The following is a 21,855-nucleotide window of genomic DNA, read 5'->3' as shown; positions in this document are numbered from 1 at the left end:
GCCCGCGATCCCGTATAACCCGAGCCCCCCGTAGTCGACCGTGCGCGACGCCTGGGGACTGTGCGGCCGGGGGATCGCACCCCGCCGGGACCTGCGCAGAGTGCACTCGATCCGCAGGGAAGGACCCCTCTTGGCTGCCTCGCGCACCCCTTCTGCACCGTCCGCCGACGCCATCGCGAACCGCACCGCATCCCGCCGCATCTCCTTCGCACAGATCCACGAGCCGCTCGAGGTCCCCGACCTCCTCGGTCTGCAGACCGAGAGCTTCGACTGGCTGCTGGGCAACGAGCGCTGGCAGGCACGTGTCGCCGCCGCCCTCGAGAACGGCCGTCAGGACGTCCCCGAGACCGCCGGTCTCGAGGAGATCTTCGAGGAGATCTCGCCGATCGAGGACTTCGGCGGCTCCATGTCGCTGTCGTTCCGCGAGCACCGCTTCGAGCCGCCGAAGTACACCGCCGAGGAGTGCAAGGAGAAGGACTTCACCTTCGCCGCCCCGCTGTTCGTCACGGCCGAGTTCGTCAACTACACGACCGGCGAGATCAAGTCGCAGACCGTCTTCATGGGCGACTTCCCGCTCATGACCGAGCGCGGCACGTTCATCATCAACGGGACCGAGCGCGTCGTCGTCTCGCAGCTGGTCCGTTCGCCGGGCGTGTACTTCGAGCGTGTCGCCGACAAGACGTCCGACAAGGACATCCTCACGGCCAAGGTCATCCCGAGCCGTGGTGCCTGGCTCGAGTTCGAGATCGACAAGCGCGACAACGTCGGCGTCCGCGTGGACCGCAAGCGCAAGCAGAACGCCACGGTCCTGCTCAAGGCGCTCGGTATGACGGAGTCGGAGATCCGCGAGGAGTTCGCCAACTACCCGGCCGTCATCGACACGCTCGAGAAGGACCACGTCCAGACCCAGGACGAGGCACTGCTCGACCTGTACCGCAAGATCCGCCCGGGCGAGCCGCCGACCGTCGAGGCCGGACGCGCCCTGCTGGAGAACTTCTACTTCAACCCCAAGCGCTACGACCTGGCGAAGGTCGGCCGCTACAAGGTGAACAAGAAGCTCGGCCTGGACGTGCCGCTCGCCGACTCGGTCCTCTCGCTGGCCGACGTCGTCGCGACGATCAAGTACCTCGCGTCGCTGCACATCGACCTGCCCGCCCTCCCGGGCGTGCGTGGCGGTCAGGCTGTCGAGATCCGCGTCGAGCCGGACGACATCGACCACTTCGGCAACCGTCGCATCCGCGCGGTCGGCGAGCTCATCCAGAACCAGGTCCGCACGGGCCTGTCCCGGATGGAGCGCGTCGTGCGCGAGCGCATGACGACGCAGGACGTCGAGGCCATCACGCCGCAGACCCTGATCAACATCCGCCCCGTCGTGGCCTCCATCAAGGAGTTCTTCGGGACGAGCCAGCTGTCGCAGTTCATGGACCAGAACAACCCGCTCGCCGGCCTGACGCACAAGCGTCGTCTGTCCGCGCTGGGCCCCGGTGGTCTGTCCCGTGACCGTGCCGGCATGGAGGTCCGTGACGTCCACCCCTCGCACTATGGCCGCATGTGCCCCATCGAGACCCCTGAAGGCCCGAACATCGGTCTGATCGGCTCGCTGGCCACCTACGGGCGCATCAACCCGTTCGGCTTCGTCGAGACCCCGTACCGCAAGGTTGACGACGGCCGCGTCACGGACGAGGTGCACTACCTCACCGCCGACGACGAGGACCGTCACGTCATCGCCCAGGCCAACGCGCTGCTGAACGCCGACAACGTGTTCGCCGAGGACCGCGTCCTCGTGCGCACCAAGGGCGGCGAGATCGACTACGTCACCGGCACCGCCGTCGACTACATGGACGTCTCCCCGCGCCAGATGGTGTCGGTCGCGACCGCGCTCATCCCGTTCCTCGAGCACGACGACGCGAACCGTGCCCTCATGGGCGCGAACATGCAGCGCCAGGCCGTTCCGCTGGTCCGCTCCGAGGCCCCGTTCGTCGGGACCGGCATGGAGCGTCGTGCCGCCGTCGACGCCGGTGACGTCATCGTCGCCACGAAGCCCGGTGTGGTCACCGAGGTCTCGGCCGACCTCATCACCATCGCCAACGACGACGCGACGACGACGACCCACCGGGTCGCCAAGTTCCGCCGCTCGAACCAGGGCACGTCCTACAACCAGCGCGTGCTGGTCGACACCGGCGCGCGCGTCGAGGTCGGCTCGGTGCTCGCCGACGGCCCCGCGACGGACGAGGGCGAGCTCGCGCTCGGCCGCAACCTGCTCGTGGCGTTCATGTCGTGGGAGGGCCACAACTACGAGGACGCGATCATCCTGTCGCAGCGCCTCGTGCAGGACGACGTGCTCTCCTCGATCCACATCGAGGAGCACGAGGTCGACGCGCGCGACACCAAGCTCGGCCCCGAGGAGATCACGCGGGACATCCCGAACGTCTCCGAGGAGGTCCTGGCCGACCTGGACGAGCGCGGCATCATCCGCATCGGTGCCGAGGTCAACGCGGGCGACATCCTGGTCGGCAAGGTCACGCCCAAGGGCGAGACCGAGCTCACCCCGGAGGAGCGCCTGCTGCGCGCCATCTTCGGCGAGAAGGCCCGTGAGGTCCGCGACACCTCGCTCAAGGTGCCGCACGGCGAGTCCGGCACGGTCATCGAGGTCCGCACGTTCAGCCGTGAGGACGGCGACGAGCTGCCCGCCGGCGTGAACGAGCTGGTCCGGGTGTACATCGCCCAGCGCCGCAAGATCACCGCGGGTGACAAGCTCGCCGGCCGTCACGGCAACAAGGGCGTCATCTCGACGATCCTGCCCGTCGAGGACATGCCGTTCCTCGAGGACGGCACCCCGGTCGACATCATCCTCAACCCGATGGGTGTCCCCGGCCGTATGAACGTCGGCCAGGTGCTCGAGGTCCACCTCGGGTGGATCGCGTCGCAGGGTTGGGACATCTCGCTGGCGACCGAGGGCGACCTGTCCTGGAAGGACCACGTGCCGGCCCCCGCGTCGACCAGCGATCCCCGCAACCCTGTGGCGACGCCGGTCTTCGACGGCCTGCAGGAGGACGCCCTGTCGGGTCTGCTGCAGTCGACGCTGCCGAACCGCGACGGCGACCGCATGGTCCAGCCCGACGGCAAGGCGCGCCTGTTCGACGGGCGTTCCGGCGAGCCGTTCCCGGACCCGGTGGCCGTCGGCTACATGTACATCCTCAAGCTGCACCACCTGGTCGACGACAAGATCCACGCCCGTTCGACCGGCCCGTACTCGATGATCACGCAGCAGCCGCTGGGTGGTAAGGCGCAGTTCGGTGGTCAGCGCTTCGGTGAGATGGAGGTGTGGGCCCTCGAGGCGTACGGCGCTGCGTACACCCTGCAGGAGCTGCTCACCATCAAGTCCGACGACGTCCCCGGCCGCGTGAAGGTGTACGAGGCCATCGTCAAGGGCGAGAACATCCCCGACTCGGGCATCCCGGAGTCCTTCAAGGTCCTCCTCAAGGAGATGCAGTCGCTCTGCCTGAACGTCGAGGTGCTGTCCGCGGACGGCGTCTCCATCGACATGAAGGAGAACGACGACGAGGTCTACCGCGCGGCGGAGGAGCTCGGCATCGACCTGAGCCGCCGCCCGAACGCGAGCAGCATCGAAGAGATCTGACGCCGAGCAACGGTGCGGTCCTCCCCGTGAGGACCGCACCGGCGCCGACACCCTTGTGACACTCCATCCCGCCGGCAGGTCTGCCGCCGCCGGCAAGCGAAGGAAGTAGGACCCCCCTTGCTCGACGTCAACGTCTTCGACGAGCTGCGCATCGGTCTGGCCACGGCCGACGACATCCGTGCCTGGTCGCACGGTGAGGTGAAGAAGCCCGAGACCATCAACTACCGGACCCTGAAGCCGGAGAAGGATGGCCTGTTCTGCGAGAAGATCTTCGGTCCCACCCGGGACTGGGAGTGCTACTGCGGCAAGTACAAGCGCGTGCGCTTCAAGGGCATCATCTGCGAGCGCTGCGGTGTCGAGGTCACGCGCTCCAAGGTGCGCCGTGAGCGCATGGGCCACATCGAGCTCGCCGCTCCGGTCACCCACATCTGGTTCTTCAAGGGTGTGCCCTCGCGTCTGGGCTACCTGCTGGACCTGGCCCCCAAGGACCTCGAGAAGGTCATCTACTTCGCGGCCTACATGATCACGTGGGTCGACGTCGACGGCCGGCACGAGGACCTCCCGAACCTCCAGAACGAGATCGACCTGGAGAAGAAGGAGATCGCGGACCGTCGCGACAACGACATCAACACCCGCGCCGCCAAGCTCGAGGCCGACCTGGCCGAGCTCGAGGCCGAGGGTGCCAAGGCCGACGCGCGCCGCAAGGTCCGCGACTCGGCCGAGCGTGAGATGGCGCAGATCCGCAAGCGCTCGGACCTCGAGCTCGAGCGCCTCGACACGGTCTGGGACCGCTTCAAGAACCTCAAGGTCGCCGACCTCGAGGGCGACGAGATGCTGTACCGCCAGCTGCAGGACCGCTACGGCAACTACTTCGAGGGTTCGATGGGTGCCGCCGCGATCCAGAAGCGGCTGCAGGCGTTCGACCTGGAGGCCGAGTCGGACTCGCTGCGCGAGATCATCCGCAGCGGCAAGGGCCAGCGCAAGACGCGTGCCCTCAAGCGCCTCAAGGTCGTCAACGCGTTCCTCACGACGAGCAACTCGCCCACGGGCATGGTCCTGGACGCCGTCCCGGTCATCCCGCCGGACCTGCGTCCGATGGTCCAGCTCGACGGTGGCCGTTTCGCCACCTCGGACCTGAACGACCTGTACCGCCGTGTGATCAACCGGAACAACCGGCTCAAGCGCCTGCTCGACCTGGGTGCGCCGGAGATCATCGTCAACAACGAGAAGCGGATGCTCCAGGAGGCCGTCGACTCGCTGTTCGACAACGGCCGCCGCGGTCGTCCCGTCACGGGCCCGGGCAACCGCCCGCTGAAGTCCATCTCGGACATGCTCAAGGGCAAGCAGGGTCGTTTCCGTCAGAACCTGCTGGGCAAGCGTGTCGACTACTCGGGCCGTTCGGTCATCGTGGTCGGCCCGCAGCTCAAGCTGCACCAGTGCGGTCTGCCCAAGCAGATGGCGCTCGAGCTGTTCAAGCCGTTCGTGATGAAGCGCCTGGTCGACCTGAACCACGCGCAGAACATCAAGTCGGCCAAGCGCATGGTCGAGCGTGCCCGCCCGGTCGTGTGGGACGTGCTCGAGGAGGTCATCACCGAGCACCCGGTGCTGCTGAACCGTGCACCCACGCTGCACCGTCTGGGCATCCAGGCGTTCGAGCCCCAGCTGGTCGAGGGCAAGGCGATCCACCTGCACCCGCTCGTCTGCGCCGCGTTCAACGCGGACTTCGACGGTGACCAGATGGCCGTCCACCTGCCCCTGAGCGCGGAGGCGCAGGCCGAGGCCCGCATCCTCATGCTCTCGAGCAACAACATCCTCAAGCCGTCGGACGGCCGTCCGGTGACCATGCCCTCGCAGGACATGATCATCGGTCTGTACCACCTGACGATGGACAAGGACGAGCCGCTCGGCGCAGGCCGGGCGTTCAGCTCGGTCTCCGAGGCGATCATGGCGTTCGACCAGGGCAGCCTGGACCTCAACGCCGTGGTGAAGATCCGCTTCGACGACCTGGTCCTCGCCGAGGACGACGCCCCCGAGGGCTGGTCCGAGGGTCAGACGCTGCTGTTCGAGACGACGCTCGGCCGTGCGCTCTTCAACGAGCTGCTCCCGGTCGACTACCCGTACGAGAACGGCGTCGTCGACAAGAAGCGCCTGTCGGTCATCGTCAACGACCTGGCCGAGCGCTACCCGAAGGTCGCCGTCGCGGCGTCCCTCGACGCCCTGAAGGAGGCCGGCTTCCGCTGGGCCACCCGCTCGGGCGTGACGATCTCCATCTCCGACGTCGCGACGCCGGCGGCGAAGAAGGGGATCCTCGAGGAGCACGAGGCGCGGGCCGCCAAGGTCCAGGGCCAGTACGAGAAGGGTCTGATCACCGACGACGAGCGCCGCCAGGAGCTCATCGAGATCTGGACGCAGGCCACCGACAAGGTCGCCGAGTCGATGCGCGCGAACTTCCCGAAGCAGAACACCGTCTACAAGATGGTCGGCTCCGGTGCGCGTGGTAACTGGATGCAGGTCCGGCAGATCGCCGGTATGCGTGGCCTGGTGGCGAACCCGAAGGGCGAGATCATCCCTCGCCCGATCAAGGCGAACTACCGCGAGGGCCTGTCGGTCCTGGAGTACTTCATCGCGACGCACGGTGCCCGTAAGGGTCTGGCGGACACCGCTCTGCGGACCGCCGACTCGGGCTACCTGACCCGTCGTCTGGTGGACGTCTCGCAGGACGTCATCGTCCGCGAGGAGGACTGCGGCACCGAGCGTGGTCTGACCATGCCGATCGGGGTCCCCGGCGCCGACGGCGCCCTGCGTCGCCACGACAAGGTCGAGACGAGCGTCTACTCGCGCACGCTGGCCTCCGACGTGGAGATCGACGGCGAGGTCGTCGGCAACGCCGGTGACGACGTCGGCGACGTGCTGCTCGACGCGCTGCTCGCCGCGGGTGTCACGCAGCTGAAGATCCGTTCGGTCCTCACCTGCGAGTCCCGCGTCGGCACGTGCGCCAAGTGCTACGGCCGTTCGCTGGCCACCGGCAAGCTCGTCGACATCGGCGAGGCCGTCGGCATCATCGCGGCCCAGTCGATCGGTGAGCCCGGTACGCAGCTGACGATGCGTACCTTCCACACCGGTGGTGTGGCGTCGGCCGACGACATCACGCAGGGTCTGCCGCGTGTCCAGGAGCTCTTCGAGGCCCGTACCCCCAAGGGTGAGGCGCCGATCGCGGAGTTCTCGGGTCGCATCGCGATCGAGGAGGGTGACCGTTCGCGGCGCATCGTCCTGACGCCGGACGACGGCTCCGAGGAGATCGCCTACCCGATCACCAAGCGTTCGCGCCTGCTGATCGCGGACGGCGACCACGTCGAGGTCGGCACCCAGCTGGTCCAGGGTGCTGTCGACCCGAAGAAGGTGCTGCGCATCCTCGGCCCGCGTGCCACGCAGAAGCACCTGGTCGACGAGGTGCAGGACGTCTACCGCTCGCAGGGCGTGGACATCCACGACAAGCACATCGAGGTCATCGTGCGGCAGATGCTGCGTCGTGTGACCGTGCTCGACTCCGGTGAGACGGGCCTGCTTCCGGGCGAGCTCGCCGAGCGTGGCCGCTTCGAGGACGCGAACCGCAAGGCCGTGTCCGAGGGCGCCCAGCCGGCCGCCGGTCGTCCCGAGCTGATGGGCATCACGAAGGCGTCGCTCGCGACGGACTCGTGGCTGTCGGCCGCCTCCTTCCAGGAGACGACGCGCGTGCTCACCGAGGCCGCCATGTCGGGTCGGTCCGACCCGCTGCTCGGCCTCAAGGAGAACGTCATCCTCGGCAAGCTCATCCCCGCCGGCACGGGCCTGCCCCGCTACCGCAACATCGCGGTGGAGCCGACGGAGGAGGCGAAGTCGGAGCTGTACCCGACGTTCGGCTACGACGAGATCGACTTCCCCGCCCTGGGCCTCGGCTCGGGCGAGGCGATCCCGCTCGAGGACATCGACTTCGGCGACTTCCGCTGACGTCTGCTCCTCCCTGCACGAACGACCCGAGGGGGTCCACCGTCCCGGTGGGCCCCCTCGGCCGTTCCTGGAGCTTTGTTCGGCACTCCGGTCAGGTTCGTGGGCCGCCGCAGGTCTTTCCGGCGCAGGAGCCGCACTGGGCGTCGCGGCGAGCGTTGTCGACCTGCTCGGATCGCTGTTCGCCGCCGGTCTGGGCTGGCTGTTGGAGCACCTGGAACCGCTCAAGGGTTGGTTGGACGACGCCACAGGTGACGCGGCGGCGGTGCTCCGGTTCGCCGGGACGTGGGCCAACGTGGCGGATCGAGGTGCCCGCACCGGGCCCGGCTCGTGCATCAGCCGGGACGGGCTTCGGGCGTGACGTCCAGCTGGGCGCCGAGTACGGGGAACCCGGGGTAGGGCGCTTCGATGCCGACCCCAACATGGCGGAGGCGCTGCTGCGCCTGAGGTCGGGGGAGGGAGACGACGTCCACGGGCTGCTCCTGCGGCACGAGGTCGCCGAATCGAGGTACACGGATGGATCATCCAGACGCGACGTATGCGGCGGCGCACGAGGCGGCGAAGCGGGTCGCCGACTGGGAGTCCGCGATCGCACCGCGAGGAGGAGGGGTGTAGTGGCTGGCGCGGCTTATGGGCGGAAGATCGCGGAGACCATGGCGGCTGTCCGATACACCTACGGACGTGAGCCTGACACGGTAGAGGGCACGCTGGTCATCCCCACCGAGGACCCCGACGCGTGGTACATCGAAGACTCAGACGAGAGGCCGATGCACGCGTCATGGGTGTTCATCAAGGCGTACAGGGCGTGGCGTGCCAGCGGAGAATGGCCCGAGCGCTCTTCGTTCTATGCCTGATCTGCGCCGGAGCGCACTGGTGCGGAGGCGTCGATCCGTCAGCGAGGCGTTGCCGCTGCAGCAGGGGGACGGTGCCCGGAGGTTGGTGTGATGGCGATTGTCGCGTTTGGGCATCGACTGTCGATCTCGACCGACGCGGTCCGTTACGAGTTCGGGCTGACGGCGGACGACCCTGACCGAGGTGTCGTCGTGATCCCGCTCGACGACGCCGAGGCCTGGTTCGTCGAGGACCGGGCCGACCGACCGGTGTCTGCGAAGAAGGTGGTCGGGCGGGCCTGGCTTCAGCACGAACGGACCGGGGAGTGGCCGGAGTGGGCGTCGGTCGCCTCCTGATGGCAGCACGGCGACGGCCGGAGGGATCGACGGCGAGACAGAAGTCTCTTTGACGGTCCCGAAGGCGCCAGGTAACGTTGGATACCGTGCCCGCGCCGTCGGGCCCTCATGCGTGCACCCGGGCACGCCCCTCGCCGAGGCGGGAGGCTGGTCGGGGAGCACCGGGTGGTTCCCCCTCCACCGCACAGCCTCCGTCACGGAACTCCGTGACGGGACGCGCCGCGGAAGGCCGGGGCGACACGCCCGGGTGCGGGGGTCGGTGCGGGAGGAAAGACCCTCGGGGTAGTCGCGCGACGGGCGACGATCCGGACCATGCCGGCCGTCCTGGGTGACGGATCCGGTCGACCAGAGATCACCAACAGACGGAGACGTAGTGCCTACGATCCAGCAGCTGGTCCGCAAGGGCCGGCAGGCGAAGACGAACAAGTCGAAGACGCCTGCCCTCAAGGGCTCCCCCCAGCGACGCGGTGTGTGCACCCGCGTCTACACCACGACCCCCAAGAAGCCGAACTCGGCCCTCCGCAAGGTGGCCCGTGTCCGTCTCTCCTCGCAGGTCGAGGTCACCGCGTACATCCCGGGTGTCGGTCACAACCTGCAGGAGCACTCGATCGTGCTCGTGCGCGGTGGCCGTGTGAAGGACCTGCCCGGTGTCCGCTACAAGATCGTCCGTGGCGCGCTCGACACGCAGGGCGTCAAGAACCGCAAGCAGGCGCGTAGCCGCTACGGCGCGAAGAAGGTGGGCTGATGCCTCGCAAGGGTCCGGCCCCGAAGCGGCCGCTCATCGTCGACCCGGTCTACGGGTCCCCGGTCGTCACGCAGCTGATCAACAAGGTCCTGCTCGACGGCAAGAAGTCGGTCGCCGAGTCGATCGTCTACGGCGCCCTCGAGGGCGTGCGTGAGAAGACGCAGGGCGACCCGGTCGTCGTGCTCAAGCGCGCGCTCGACAACGTGCGTCCCTCGCTCGAGGTGCGTTCGCGCCGCGTCGGTGGCGCCACCTACCAGGTGCCCGTCGAGGTCCGTCCGGTCCGCCAGACGACCCTCGCCCTGCGCTGGCTCACCGACTACTCGCGCGCCCGTCGCGAGAAGACCATGACCGAGCGCCTGATGAACGAGATCCTCGACGCCTCCAACGGCCTGGGTGCCGCTGTGAAGCGCCGTGAGGACATGCACAAGATGGCCGAGTCGAACAAGGCCTTCGCGCACTACCGCTGGTAACACCGGCACCAAGGGCGTCTGCGCCGCCGGTCCGCGATCCCAGGAGCCCCTCGGGGCCCTGCGCGGACCGGACCGGCGGCGCCACCCGAACCGCCAACCGACAAGGGGCAACACTCGTGGCACTGGACGTGCTCACGGACCTCACGAAGGTCCGCAACATCGGCATCATGGCCCACATCGATGCCGGCAAGACGACGACCACCGAGCGGATCCTGTTCTACACCGGGGTCAACTACAAGATCGGTGAGACGCACGACGGTGCCTCGACGATGGACTGGATGGAGCAGGAGCAGGAGCGCGGCATCACGATCACGTCGGCCGCGACGACCTGTTACTGGAAGAACAACCAGATCAACATCATCGACACCCCCGGGCACGTGGACTTCACGGTCGAGGTCGAGCGCTCGCTGCGCGTCCTCGACGGTGCCGTCGCGGTGTTCGACGGCAAGGAGGGCGTGGAGCCCCAGTCGGAGACCGTCTGGCGCCAGGCCGACAAGTACGACGTCCCCCGCATCTGCTTCGTCAACAAGATGGACAAGCTCGGCGCGGACTTCTACTTCACGGTCGACACGATCGTGAACCGCCTCAAGGCCAAGCCGCTGGTCATCCAGCTGCCCATCGGTTCCGAGAACGACTTCATCGGCGTCGTGGACCTCGTCGAGCAGCGTGCACTGGTCTGGCGCGGCGAGACCGCGCTGGGCGAGAAGTACGAGATCGAGGACATCCCGGCCGACCTGGCCGAGAAGGCCGCGCAGTACCGCGCGGAGCTCATCGAGGCCGTCGCCGAGACGGACGAGGCGCTGCTCGAGAAGTACCTCGCCGGCGAGGAGCTGACGGTCGCCGAGATCAAGGGCGGCATCCGCAAGCTGACGGTCTCCTCGGAGGCCTACCCGGTGCTGTGCGGCTCGGCGTTCAAGAACAAGGGCGTGCAGCCCATGCTCGACGCCGTCATCGACTACCTGCCGACCCCGCTCGACGTCCCGGCCGTTCAGGGCCACGACGTCAAGGACGAGGAGATCGTCGTCGAGCGTCACCCCGACGCGACGGAGCCGTTCTCGGCGCTGGCGTTCAAGGTTGCCTCGCACCCGTTCTTCGGCAAGCTCACCTACGTCCGGGTGTACTCGGGCAAGGTGGCGCAGGGCGCCCAGGTGCTCAACTCGACCAAGGGCAAGAAGGAGCGCATCGGGAAGCTCTTCCAGATGCACTCCAACAAGGAGAACCCGGTCGAGGACGCCACCGCCGGCCACATCTACGCGTTCATCGGCCTCAAGGACGTCACCACCGGTGACACCCTGTGCGCCCTGGACGCCCCGGTGGTCCTCGAGTCGATGACCTTCCCGGAGCCCGTCATCGACGTGGCGATCGAGCCGAAGACGAAGGGCGACCAGGAGAAGCTCTCCCTGGCCATCCAGAAGCTCGCCGAGGAGGACCCGACGTTCCGGGTCAAGCTCGACGAGGAGACCGGCCAGACCGTCATCGGCGGCATGGGCGAGCTCCACCTCGACATCCTCGTGGACCGCATGCGCCGCGAGTTCAAGGTCGAGGCGAACGTCGGCAAGCCGCAGGTGGCCTACCGCGAGACGATCCGTCGTGCGGTCGAGAAGATCGACTACACGCACAAGAAGCAGACCGGTGGTTCGGGTCAGTACGCGAAGGTCCAGATGACCTTCCAGCCGCTGGACCCGGCCGAGGGCGAGCTGTACGAGTTCGAGAACAAGGTCACCGGTGGCCGCATCCCGCGCGAGTACATCCCGTCGGTCGACGCCGGTATCCAGAGCGCGATGCAGCTCGGCGTCCTGGCGGGCTTCCCGCTGGTGGGCGTCAAGGCGATCCTGCTCGACGGCGCGGCGCACGACGTCGACTCCTCGGAGATGGCGTTCAAGATCGCCGGTTCGATGATCCTCAAGGAAGCGGTCCGCAAGGCCGACCCGGCTCTTCTCGAGCCGATCATGGCGGTCGAGGTCCGTACCCCTGAGGACTACATGGGTGAAGTCATCGGCGACTTGAACTCGCGCCGAGGCATGATCCAGTCCATGGAGGACGCCACGGGCGTGAAGGTGATCCGCGCCCAGGTTCCTCTCTCCGAGATGTTCGGGTACGTCGGCGACCTGCGGTCCAAGACCCAGGGTCGTGCGGTGTACTCGATGCAGTTCGACAGCTACGCCGAGGTTCCTCGGAACGTTGCCGACGAGATCATCAAGAAGACCCGGGGCGAGTAGTCCCACAGGTCGAACCCTGTAGTTCCACGCAACAACCCGACCCGTAGGACCGCACGTCCGGCAGGTACCCTCACGGCACCTGCAGTCGTCCGGCAATCTCTACCAGTCCTGAGGAGGACACCCAGTGGGCAAGGCGAAGTTCGAGCGGACGAAGCCGCACGTCAACATCGGGACCATCGGCCACGTCGACCACGGCAAGACGACGCTGACCGCCGCGATCTCGAAGGTGCTGCACGACAAGTACCCGGATCTGAACCCCTTCACGCCGTTCGACGAGATCGACAAGGCGCCTGAGGAGAAGCAGCGCGGTATCACGATCAACATCGCGCACGTCGAGTACCAGACCGAGAAGCGTCACTACGCGCACGTCGACGCCCCCGGTCACGCCGACTACATCAAGAACATGATCACGGGTGCGGCGCAGATGGACGGCGCCATCCTCGTGGTCGCGGCCACCGACGGCCCGATGGCCCAGACGCGTGAGCACGTCCTGCTCGCCCGTCAGGTCGGCGTCCCGTACCTGCTCGTGGCGCTGAACAAGACCGACATGGTCGACGACGAGGAGATCCTGGACCTCGTCGAGATGGAGGTGCGCGAGCTCCTCTCCGCGCAGGGCTTCGCGGGCGACGACGTGCCGGTCGTGCGCGTCTCCGGCCTCAAGGCGCTCGAGGGCGACCCGGTCTGGGTCAAGTCCGTCGAGGACCTGCTGCAGGCTGTCGACGACAACGTGCCGGACCCGGTGCGCGACATCGACAAGCCGTTCCTCATGCCGATCGAGGACGTCTTCACGATCACCGGTCGTGGCACGGTCGTCACCGGTCGTGTCGAGCGCGGCTCGCTCAAGGTGAACGAGGAGGTGGAGATCGTCGGTATCAAGGAGAAGGCGATCAAGACCACGGTCACCGGCGTCGAGATGTTCCGCAAGCTGCTCGACTACGCCGAGGCCGGCGAGAACGTCGGTCTGCTCCTGCGTGGCACGAAGCGCGAGGAGGTCGAGCGCGGCCAGGTCGTCGTCAAGCCCGGCTCGATCACGCCGCACACCGAGTTCGAGGGCCAGGTCTACATCCTGGCCAAGGACGAGGGTGGCCGTCACAACCCGTTCTACGGGAACTACCGCCCCCAGTTCTACTTCCGCACCACCGACGTCACCGGCGTCATCACGCTGCCCGAGGGCACCGAGATGGTCATGCCCGGCGACAACACCGAGATCCACGTGAACCTCATCCAGCCCATCGCGATGGAGGAGGGCCTCGGCTTCGCCATCCGCGAGGGTGGCCGCACCGTCGGCTCGGGTCGGGTCATCAAGATCCTCAAGTGACGTTCGCCCCTCGGGGCAGCTGATCGACGAAAGGCTCGGGAGCTCAGGCTCCCGGGCCTTTCGTGCGTCAGGGGGCCGTCCCGTGCTGCAGGAGCTGGACGACGCCTCCTGCCGTCCGGCGCTCGACCGGGCCTCCAGCAGGAGCGGTTCACCGGAACCGCGGGTGGTAGATTCTCGCGACCGTGCCGGCCGCGGCCTCTCTTCCCGAGTCCGCCGGCTCGTGTCCCGGACGGACGATGCGTGAGGGGCGTGCGGATGAGCGAGGGCTTCGCGGCCAGCGCGGACTCGATGGACACGTCGGCGAGCGCGCTGCTCCAGGTGGTCGGCACGCTGCGCCCCGCTGACCCGGGAAGCTGGTCCACGGACGAGGGCACGTACGGGTTCGTGTCGCTCGCGAACGCCATGGGCGAGGCGCGCTCCGCGATGACCACGCGGGTGGGCGACCTGCAGAGCGTCGTCGTCGGCGCCGGGGCGCAGCTGCAGGCGTGCGCGGAGGCCTACCGGGAGGTCGACGAGCGCGTGAACGAGGGCCTTCGCCGTCTCCAGGGCCTGCTGCTGGGCCCCGGCTGATGAGCGTGCTCCCCGGTGATGCGACGGCGGTGGCGGGGACGGCGACGTCGGTGGAGCGTGCCGCCGCGGCGGTGGAGGCCGCTCGGATGCTCGTGCACCGCGAACGCGGGGCGATGGACTGGACCGGTGCGGCAGCCGACGCGTGCGACGCCAGGCTGGGCGCGGTCGAGGGCGGCGCCGATGCCGTGACCCAGAGCATGACCGCGATCGCGCAGGCGCTGTCACGGTACGCAGCCGACCTGGCGGTGGCGCAGTCGGACGCGCAGAACGCGGATGACGACCGACGCCGGGCCAAGACCAAGGTCGACGCGAGCCCGCTCGACCTTCCCGCGTGGCTCGACTACCTCCGGGCACGCAGTCGCGTGTGGTCGGCGGTGCAGGGCGCGGAGGCAGCGGCAGGACGCGCCGCAGCGGCCGTGCGCGCGGCGCTCGGCACCGGGGCCGAGGCGATCGCCGGTCTGACCGACGCCGCGCGCCGCGACACGGCAGTGCCCGACGACATCCTCGACAGCGGGTCGATGTCGCAGCAGGACGTCCAGCAGCAGGGCATCGGGTCGTGCTACCTCCTGTCGTCACTCATGGGCTACCTGCGGACCGACGCGGGCGATGCGCTGCTGCGCAAGAACGTGCGTTGGGACGAGCAGGAGCAGGGGTACTGGGTGACCCTCTACGTCGACGGCAAGCCCAAGCAGGTGTTCGTCGACGGCGTGTACGACGGGGGCGTCCGTCAGCCGGCGAGCGTCGTCGGGGTCGCGTCGGTCTACGAGGCCGCCGTCGGCATCCAGCTCGGTTACGCCGACCTCAACGACGGGGGGTACTCCAAGGACGCGATGCAGCTGATCACGGGCAAGGCGGGGGAGGAGTACACGACATCCCACTCGTGGTGGCCCTTCGACGACGAGTTCGGTGAGGAACGGGACGACATCGCCGACCGGCTTGCGCGCGGAGCCTCCGTCACCGCCGACACCGGCGGCCGCCCGAACGTCGACGATCTGGCCGTGCAGGTCGAGCGTGGTGGCTCGCGGGTCGACACCACGGTCGATGTCGTCGGTCGCCATGCCTACATGGTCGAGCGGATCGACGACGACGGCGGTGTGTGGGTGCGCAACCCGTGGGGCCAGGGCAACGGGGCCGATGGCGGCCAGGTGTTTCGCCTGGCCCCGGACGAGTTCCAGCGGGTGTTCGGCCGCGTGACGGTCTCGGAGGTGCCGTGAGCGAGTCATTCGAGCTGCAGCGGGGTACGCAGCGAGAGGTGGGCGGCGCGCTCGTCGGGGTCGTCGGGCTGGATGTCATGGACGGCGCGTTCCGGGCACGTCTCGCGGTCGGTGTGCGCGGGGACCAGCATCGCGCCTGGGTCGACCGGGGGAGGGCCCTCGCGGTGCCGGGATGGGGGACGCTCACGCTGCGCGACGTCGTGGCCGCCGGACCGGGACTGGCCGTGCTCGAGTTCGCCCCGGCGGGCGAGGACGGTGCGGCGTGAGCGCGCCGGGGACGGGCGTGCCGAGGCGCCGCCGATCCCGGGCCGGTCTGGCGGTGGGGCTCGCTGTGGTCGTCGCGCTCGTGGTCGCGGGTGTGTTCGGTCTGACTCGGTTCGGTCGCTCGTCGGTCGCGACGTGTGGGCGCACCGCCGCTGCGCCGGTGGGCGGCGTGGTCCGGACGGTCGCGCAGGGCGCTCAGCTCGTCGCGGGGGACGTGACCCTCGGTGTGGGCAGCGACCTGTCCGAGGACGGCTGCGCCGTGAGCGTCTTCGGCGCCGTCGAGCAGCTCGAGGTCGGCGCGCTCACCGACGTGGGAGGCACGCCGGTCATGCTGCTGAGCGTCGAGCCCCGACGTGCCGGCTCCGAGGCCGTCGGCGGGGCGTTCGAGGCCACGTTCTGGGTCGGGACGCAGGGCTGACCCGCGACCGACGACGCCGGAGCGGGGTGCTCCGGCGTCGTCGGCGCGGACGCCCAGCCCGGGCGGATTGGAGTATCCCGGCCAGGTCTGGCACACTGTTCAGGTTGCCCGTCGCGGGCGGGTGCCGTCGTGCGCTCGCCGGGACGAAGGGCAGGGAAAACGTGGAGGGCTCCACGAACCCGCGGAGTGATCCGCGGGGCGGGGTCCCGCTGCAGCCAACCACCCCGTGCCGGGAACGGCACACAGCGCAAGAGTGCGTCGTGCAAAGCGACACGCCCGAGTGCGGGGGTCGGATGGACCGGTTCGAGAAGAAGGAAGTAGACGACGCCATGGCGGGACAGAAGATCCGCATCCGGCTCAAGTCCTACGACCACGAGGTCATCGACAGCTCGGCGCGCAAGATCGTCGACACGGTGACTCGCGCTGGTGCGTCGGTCGTGGGTCCGGTGCCGTTGCCGACGGAGAAGAACGTCTTCTGCGTCATCCGGTCGCCCCACAAGTACAAGGACAGCCGTGAGCACTTCGAGATGCGCACGCACAAGCGGCTGATCGACATCATCGACCCCACGCCGAAGGCAGTCGACTCGCTCATGCGTCTCGACCTGCCCGCGGACGTGAACATCGAGATCAAGCTCTGACGCTGGGAAGGAACTGATCTTCATGGTTACCCAGCAGAACGCGCGCCCCGTCACGGCGGTGCTCGGCACGAAGCTCGGCATGACCCAGGTGTGGGACGACAACGGTCGTCTCGTCCCGGTCACGGTCGTCTCGGTCGGCACGAACGTCGTCACCCAGGTGCGCTCCGCTGAGGCTGACGGCTACGCCGCGGTGCAGCTGGCCTACGGCCAGATCGATCCGCGCAAGGTCACCAAGCCGCTCAAGGGCCACTTCGAGAAGGCCGGGGTCACCCCCCGCCGGCACGTGGCCGAGATCCGTACGTCCGACGCTGCCGAGTACACGCTCGGGCAGGAGATCACGGCGGCGGCCTTCGAGGCCGGCACCGTCGTCGACGTCATCGGTACGACCAAGGGCAAGGGCACCGCAGGTGTCATGAAGCGTCACGGCTTCAAGGGCGTCTCGGCCTCCCACGGTTCGCACCGCAACCACCGCAAGCCCGGCTCGATCGGTGGGGCCTCCACCCCGTCGCGCGTCTTCAAGGGCCTGCGCATGGCCGGTCGCATGGGTGTCGACCGCCAGACCACTCAGAACCTGACCGTGCACGCGGTCGACGCCGAGAAGGGTCTGCTGCTCGTCAAGGGCGCGGTCCCGGGCCCCAAGGGTGGCGTCGTGGTCGTGCGTTCCGCAGCGAAGGGGGCGTGAACCGCATGAGCGACACGCTGACCGTCGACGTCCTGGACTCCGAGGGCAAGAAGGCCGGTACGGCCGACCTGCCCGGTGACGTCTTCGACGTGCAGACGAACGTCCCGCTGATCCACCAGGTCGTCGTCGCCCAGCTCGCCGCGGCGCGCCAGGGAACCCACGACACGAAGTCCCGTGGTGAGGTCTCCGGTGGCGGCAAGAAGCCGTACAAGCAGAAGGGCACCGGCCGCGCCCGTCAGGGCTCGACCCGTGCGCCGCAGTTCGCCGGTGGTGGCGTCGTCCACGGCCCGACCCCGCGCGACTACAGCCAGCGGACCCCGAAGAAGATGAAGGCCGCGGCGCTCCGCGGTGCTCTCTCGGACCGCGCCCGCGCCGGCCGCGTGCACGTCGTCTCCGGGTTCGCCCCGGGCGCCGCGCCGTCGACCAAGTCCGCTCTGGCGGTTCTCGACAACCTGTCGGGTCGCAAGAACGTCCTGGTCGTGGTCGAGCGCTCCGACGAGATCACGTGGAAGTCGCTGCGCAACGTCGAGCGGGTCCACCTGCTCGTCGCCGACCAGCTCAACACGTACGACGTGCTGATCTCGGACGACGTGGTCTTCACGCAGGGCGCGCTCGACGCGTTCCTCGCCGGCCCGACCAAGGGTCGCGGTGCTACTGCTGTCGCCACCGAGTCCGAGGCGCAGGAGGAGACCAAGTGACCGCCGTCGGTAAGGACCCGCGCGACATCCTGATCGCGCCGGTCGTCTCGGAGAAGAGCTACGGCCTGCTCGACGAGGGGAAGTACACCTTCCTCGTCGACCCGCGGGCGAACAAGACCGAGATCAAGATCGCCGTCGAGCAGGTCTTCGGCGTCAAGGTCGACTCGGTCAACACCGCGAACCGTCAGGGCAAGGCCCGACGGACCCGGTTCGGAATCGGCCGCCGCAAGGACACGAAGCGTGCGATCGTCACCCTCCGCGAGGGAACGATCGACATCTTCGGCGGACCGGTCGGCTGAGCGGCCCGAGAGCAGAAGAGGACTAGTCCCCATGGGAATCCGTAAGTACAAGCCGACGACGCCGGGCCGTCGTGGCTCGTCGGTCGCCGACTTCGTCGAGATCACGCGCTCGCAGCCGGAGAAGTCGCTCGTCCGTCCGCTGCACAAGACGGGTGGCCGCAACTCCACCGGTCGTGTGACGACCCGCCACCAGGGTGGCGGTCACAAGCGTGCGTACCGCGTCATCGACTTCCGTCGCCACGACAAGGACGGCGTGCCCGCCAAGGTCGCGCACATCGAGTACGACCCGAACCGCACGGCGCGCATCGCGCTCCTGCACTACGCGGACGGCGAGAAGCGCTACATCATCGCGCCCAACAAGCTGTCGCAGGGCGATGTCGTCGAGGCCGGTGCCGGTGCCGACATCAAGCCGGGCAACAACCTGCCCCTGCGCAACATCCCGACCGGTACGGTCATCCACGCCATCGAGCTCAAGCCCGGCGGCGGCGCGAAGATCGCACGTTCGGCCGGGACGTCGGTGCAGCTCGTCGCCAAGGACGGCCCGTACGCGCAGCTGCGCATGCCGTCCGGCGAGATCCGCAACGTCGACCTGCGCTGCCGCGCGACGATCGGCGAGGTCGGCAACGCCGAGCAGTCGAACATCAACTGGGGCAAGGCCGGCCGCATGCGCTGGAAGGGCAAGCGCCCGACCGTCCGTGGTGTCGCCATGAACCCGATCGACCACCCGCACGGTGGTGGTGAGGGCAAGACCTCCGGTGGTCGCCACCCGGTCAGCCCGTGGGGTCAGCCCGAGGGCCGTACCCGTCGTCCGAACAAGCCGAGCGACAAGCTCATCGTGCGCCGTCGGCGTACCGGCAAGAAGCGCTGATAGGAGCCCGAGATGCCACGCAGCCTGAAGAAGGGCCCGTTCGTCGACGGACACCTCCAGAAGAAGGTCGACGTCCAGAACGAGGCCGGGACCAAGAACGTCATCAAGACGTGGTCGCGTCGTTCGGTCATCACGCCGGACTTCCTCGGTCACACGTTCGCCGTGCATGACGGTCGCAAGCACGCCCCGGTGTTCGTCACCGAGTCGATGGTCGGCCACAAGCTCGGCGAGTTCGCCCCCACGCGGACCTTCCGCGGCCACGAGAAGGACGACCGGAAGGGTCGTCGCCGCTGACCTCGGTCAGCTGGTGACGCCCTGACGGCACAAGACAGAAGGCAGGACAGCAATGGAAGCCAAGGCGAAGGCGCGGTTCGTCCGCGTCACGCCCCAGAAGGCCCGGCGCGTCGTGGACCTCATCCGTGGCAAGCAGGCCGGCGAGGCCGTGGCGGTGCTGAAGTTCGCACCGCAGGCCGCGGGGGAGACCGTCCTCAAGGTCGTCGAGTCGGCGATCGCGAACGCTCGTGAAGCTGCCAAGCGCAGCAACGAGCGTCTGGACGAGAAGGACCTCTACATCTCTGAGGTCTTCGTCGACGAGGGCCCGACGATGAAGCGGTTCCGTCCGCGCGCGCAGGGTCGCGCCGGCCGGATCCTCAAGCGTACGAGCCACATCACGGTCGTCGTCGCCGAGCGCGAGAAGGCCACAACCAAGGGAGGGAACCGCTAGTGGGACAGAAGGTCAACCCGCTCGGGTACCGCCTGGGCATCACGACCGACCACCGTTCGCGTTGGTTCGCCGACTCGACCAAGCCGGGTCAGCGGTACCGCGACTACGTCCGCGAGGACGTGCAGATCCGCAAGCTCATGGGCACGGGTCTGGAGCGCGCGGGCATCGCCAAGGTCGAGATCGAGCGCACGCGTGACCGCGTCCGCGTCGACATCCACACCGCCCGCCCGGGCATCGTCATCGGGCGTCGTGGCGCGGAGGCCGACCGCATCCGCGGCGAGCTCGAGAAGCTCACGGGCAAGCAGGTCCAGCTGAACATCCTCGAGGTCAAGAACGCCGAGATCGAGGCTCAGCTGGTCGCCCAGGGCATCGCCGAGCAGCTCGCGAGCCGTGTGTCGTTCCGTCGTGCCATGCGCAAGGGCATCCAGTCGGCGCAGCGCGCCGGCGCCAAGGGCATCCGCGTGCAGGTCTCCGGTCGCCTCGGCGGCGCGGAGATGAGCCGCACGGAGTTCTACCGCGAGGGTCGCGTGCCGCTGCACACGCTCCGCGCGAACATCGACTACGGCTTCTTCGAGGCCCGCACGACCTTCGGGCGCATCGGCGTCAAGGTGTGGGTCTACAAGGGCGACATGACCGAGAAGGAGTTCGCCCGCGAGCAGGCGAGCCAGGCCCCGCGCCCGGCTCGTGGTCCGCGCAGCGACCGTCCTGAGCGCGGTGGCGACCGCGGCCCGCGTACTGCGGGTCGTCGCCCCGAGCGGTCCGACGCCCCGGCTGAGGCCACCGCGACCGAGTCGGCTCCGGCCGCCGAGGCCGCGACCGAGACCGGAACGGAGGCCTGAGCCGTGCTGATCCCGCGCAGGCTGAAGCACCGCAAGCAGCACCACCCCGGGCGCTCCGGCGCCGCCACGGGTGGCACGTCGATCACGTTCGGTGAGTTCGGCATCCAGGCCCTCGAGCCTGCGTATGTCACGAACCGGCAGATCGAGGCTGCGCGTATCGCCATGACCCGCCACATCAAGCGTGGAGGGAAGGTCTGGATCAACATCTACCCGGACCGCCCCCTCACGAAGAAGCCTGCCGAGACCCGCATGGGTTCCGGTAAGGGTTCGCCCGAGTGGTGGATCGCCAACGTCAAGCCCGGCCGAGTGATGTTCGAGCTCGCCGGCGTCCCGGAGCCGCTGGCTCGCGAGGCCATGCGCCGCGCGCAGCACAAGCTCCCGATGAAGACCCGTTTCGTGGTTCGCGAGGGTGGTAACTGATGGCTATCGGAACCAAGGATCTGGCTCCCAGCGAGCTGGACGCCTTCGACGACGAGAAGCTGGTCGCCGAGCTGAAGAAGGCCAAGGAGGAGCTGTTCAACCTCCGCTTCCAGTCGGCGACGGGCCAGCTCGAGAGCCACGGGCGTCTGAAGGCCGTCCGCAAGGACATCGCCCGGATCTACACGATCCTGCGAGAGCGCGAGCTCGGCATCCGTACCGCCCCGAGCGCGAGCGAGTGAGGTCACGATGAGCGCGAACGAGAAGAACGCGGAGACCACCACCGCGGTCAGCGAGGCACGTCCGCACCGCAAGACGCGGCGTGGCTACGTGGTCAGCGACAAGATGGACAAGACCGTCGTGGTCGAGGTCGAGGACCGGGTCAAGCACCCGCTCTACGGCAAGGTCATCCGTCGCAGCAGCAAGATCAAGGCCCACGACGAGCAGAACAGCGCCGGCATCGGCGACCTGGTCGTCATCATGGAGACCCGGCCCCTGTCGTCCACCAAGCGGTGGCGTCTGGTCGAGATCCTCGAGAAGGCCAAGTAAGCAGCACCACCCCCAGTTGCCCACGGGCGTGGGTGCCGGTCCGGTCCGTCCGGAACGAGCCGGCACCCACGCGACGTGTGCATCACGGCAACTATCCGTTCGGCCAGGCTCA

23 protein-coding genes are annotated in these 21,855 nt (G+C 68.4%); all 23 read left to right on the top strand.

All coding sequences use genetic code 11. The features are described 5' to 3' along the window. Positions 1–130: 130 nt before the first annotated feature. The 23 genes from rpoB (at position 131) to rpsQ (ending at position 21,743) form a co-directional block, all read left to right on the top strand. Positions 131–3,640, top strand: a complete 3,510-nt coding sequence (rpoB, locus tag BKA22_RS03530) for a DNA-directed RNA polymerase subunit beta (RefSeq protein WP_146951480.1) — start codon at positions 131–133, stop codon at positions 3,638–3,640. A 117-nt stretch (positions 3,641–3,757) separates the two neighbouring features. Further along, positions 3,758–7,627, top strand: coding sequence for a DNA-directed RNA polymerase subunit beta' (locus BKA22_RS03525; protein ID WP_146951479.1), 3,870 nt, complete (start codon positions 3,758–3,760; stop codon positions 7,625–7,627). Between the two features lie 419 nt (positions 7,628–8,046). Continuing rightward, the gene (locus BKA22_RS03520; RefSeq protein ID WP_146951478.1) at positions 8,047–8,478 is read left to right on the top strand and encodes a hypothetical protein; all 432 of its coding nucleotides are present in this window, start codon (positions 8,047–8,049) and stop codon (positions 8,476–8,478) included. Positions 8,479–8,568: 90 nt separating this feature from the next. After that, complete coding sequence (locus tag BKA22_RS03515) at positions 8,569–8,811, top strand: hypothetical protein (RefSeq protein ID WP_146951477.1); 243 nt, start codon at positions 8,569–8,571, stop codon at positions 8,809–8,811. Positions 8,812–9,184: 373 nt separating this feature from the next. Next, the gene (gene rpsL, locus BKA22_RS03510; RefSeq protein WP_013770160.1) at positions 9,185–9,556 is read left to right on the top strand and encodes a 30S ribosomal protein S12; all 372 of its coding nucleotides are present in this window, start codon (positions 9,185–9,187) and stop codon (positions 9,554–9,556) included. Further along, positions 9,556–10,026 carry a 30S ribosomal protein S7 gene (gene rpsG, locus BKA22_RS03505; protein ID WP_146951476.1) on the top strand — a complete coding sequence of 157 codons (471 nt, stop codon included), beginning with the start codon at positions 9,556–9,558 and terminating at the stop codon, positions 10,024–10,026. Before rpsL ends, rpsG begins: the two co-directional genes overlap by 1 nt. 116 nt (positions 10,027–10,142) lie before the next feature. Beyond that, entirely contained in the window at positions 10,143–12,245 is a 2,103-nt protein-coding gene (gene fusA, locus BKA22_RS03500; protein WP_146951475.1) for an elongation factor G, read from the top strand. A 124-nt stretch (positions 12,246–12,369) separates the two neighbouring features. Then, on the top strand, positions 12,370–13,563 hold the full coding sequence (gene tuf / locus BKA22_RS03495; protein WP_146951474.1) for an elongation factor Tu: 1,194 nt from the start codon (positions 12,370–12,372) through the stop codon (positions 13,561–13,563). 255 nt (positions 13,564–13,818) lie between these two features. Continuing rightward, a complete protein-coding gene (locus tag BKA22_RS03490) occupies positions 13,819–14,133 on the top strand; it encodes a hypothetical protein (RefSeq protein WP_146951473.1) in 315 nt (104 codons plus the stop codon). Next, on the top strand, positions 14,133–15,347 hold the full coding sequence (locus BKA22_RS03485; RefSeq protein ID WP_146951472.1) for a C2 family cysteine protease: 1,215 nt from the start codon (positions 14,133–14,135) through the stop codon (positions 15,345–15,347). The genes BKA22_RS03490 and BKA22_RS03485 overlap by 1 nt, the downstream gene beginning before the upstream one ends. Beyond that, positions 15,344–15,613: a hypothetical protein gene (locus tag BKA22_RS03480; RefSeq protein WP_146951471.1), complete on the top strand. Its 270-nt coding sequence runs from the start codon at positions 15,344–15,346 to the stop codon at positions 15,611–15,613. The genes BKA22_RS03485 and BKA22_RS03480 overlap by 4 nt, the downstream gene beginning before the upstream one ends. Further along, complete coding sequence (locus tag BKA22_RS03475) at positions 15,610–16,029, top strand: hypothetical protein (RefSeq protein WP_146951470.1); 420 nt, start codon at positions 15,610–15,612, stop codon at positions 16,027–16,029. The genes BKA22_RS03480 and BKA22_RS03475 overlap by 4 nt, the downstream gene beginning before the upstream one ends. 329 nt (positions 16,030–16,358) lie before the next feature. Next, positions 16,359–16,667, top strand: a complete 309-nt coding sequence (rpsJ, locus tag BKA22_RS03470; protein ID WP_013117879.1) for a 30S ribosomal protein S10 — start codon at positions 16,359–16,361, stop codon at positions 16,665–16,667. 22 nt (positions 16,668–16,689) lie between these two features. Further along, positions 16,690–17,349, top strand: coding sequence for a 50S ribosomal protein L3 (gene rplC / locus BKA22_RS03465; protein ID WP_146951469.1), 660 nt, complete (start codon positions 16,690–16,692; stop codon positions 17,347–17,349). Positions 17,350–17,354: 5 nt separating this feature from the next. Continuing rightward, positions 17,355–18,047 carry a 50S ribosomal protein L4 gene (rplD, locus tag BKA22_RS03460; RefSeq protein ID WP_146951468.1) on the top strand — a complete coding sequence of 231 codons (693 nt, stop codon included), beginning with the start codon at positions 17,355–17,357 and terminating at the stop codon, positions 18,045–18,047. Then, a complete protein-coding gene (gene rplW / locus BKA22_RS03455; RefSeq protein ID WP_146951467.1) occupies positions 18,044–18,346 on the top strand; it encodes a 50S ribosomal protein L23 in 303 nt (100 codons plus the stop codon). The genes rplD and rplW overlap by 4 nt, the downstream gene beginning before the upstream one ends. 31 nt (positions 18,347–18,377) lie before the next feature. Next, positions 18,378–19,214, top strand: a complete 837-nt coding sequence (rplB, locus tag BKA22_RS03450) for a 50S ribosomal protein L2 (protein WP_146951466.1) — start codon at positions 18,378–18,380, stop codon at positions 19,212–19,214. Positions 19,215–19,226: 12 nt separating this feature from the next. Next, complete coding sequence (gene rpsS / locus BKA22_RS03445; protein ID WP_146951465.1) at positions 19,227–19,508, top strand: 30S ribosomal protein S19; 282 nt, start codon at positions 19,227–19,229, stop codon at positions 19,506–19,508. A 52-nt stretch (positions 19,509–19,560) separates the two neighbouring features. Further along, positions 19,561–19,938: a 50S ribosomal protein L22 gene (gene rplV, locus BKA22_RS03440; RefSeq protein ID WP_146951464.1), complete on the top strand. Its 378-nt coding sequence runs from the start codon at positions 19,561–19,563 to the stop codon at positions 19,936–19,938. Beyond that, a complete protein-coding gene (rpsC, locus tag BKA22_RS03435) occupies positions 19,938–20,777 on the top strand; it encodes a 30S ribosomal protein S3 (protein WP_146951463.1) in 840 nt (279 codons plus the stop codon). The genes rplV and rpsC overlap by 1 nt, the downstream gene beginning before the upstream one ends. Positions 20,778–20,780: 3 nt before the next feature. After that, positions 20,781–21,197 carry a 50S ribosomal protein L16 gene (rplP, locus tag BKA22_RS03430; RefSeq protein WP_146951462.1) on the top strand — a complete coding sequence of 139 codons (417 nt, stop codon included), beginning with the start codon at positions 20,781–20,783 and terminating at the stop codon, positions 21,195–21,197. Beyond that, positions 21,197–21,436, top strand: a complete 240-nt coding sequence (rpmC, locus tag BKA22_RS03425) for a 50S ribosomal protein L29 (protein ID WP_146951461.1) — start codon at positions 21,197–21,199, stop codon at positions 21,434–21,436. Before rplP ends, rpmC begins: the two co-directional genes overlap by 1 nt. Before the next feature lie 7 nt (positions 21,437–21,443). After that, positions 21,444–21,743, top strand: a complete 300-nt coding sequence (gene rpsQ, locus BKA22_RS03420; RefSeq protein WP_146951460.1) for a 30S ribosomal protein S17 — start codon at positions 21,444–21,446, stop codon at positions 21,741–21,743. The last annotated feature ends 112 nt before the right edge of the window (positions 21,744–21,855 follow it).

It is taken from the genome of Cellulomonas soli (genome assembly GCF_013409305.1).
Lineage (GTDB): Bacteria > Actinomycetota > Actinomycetes > Actinomycetales > Cellulomonadaceae > Cellulomonas > Cellulomonas soli.
Note: the sequence above shows the minus strand (reverse complement) of the source record. Positions and strands in the feature narration are given on the sequence as shown.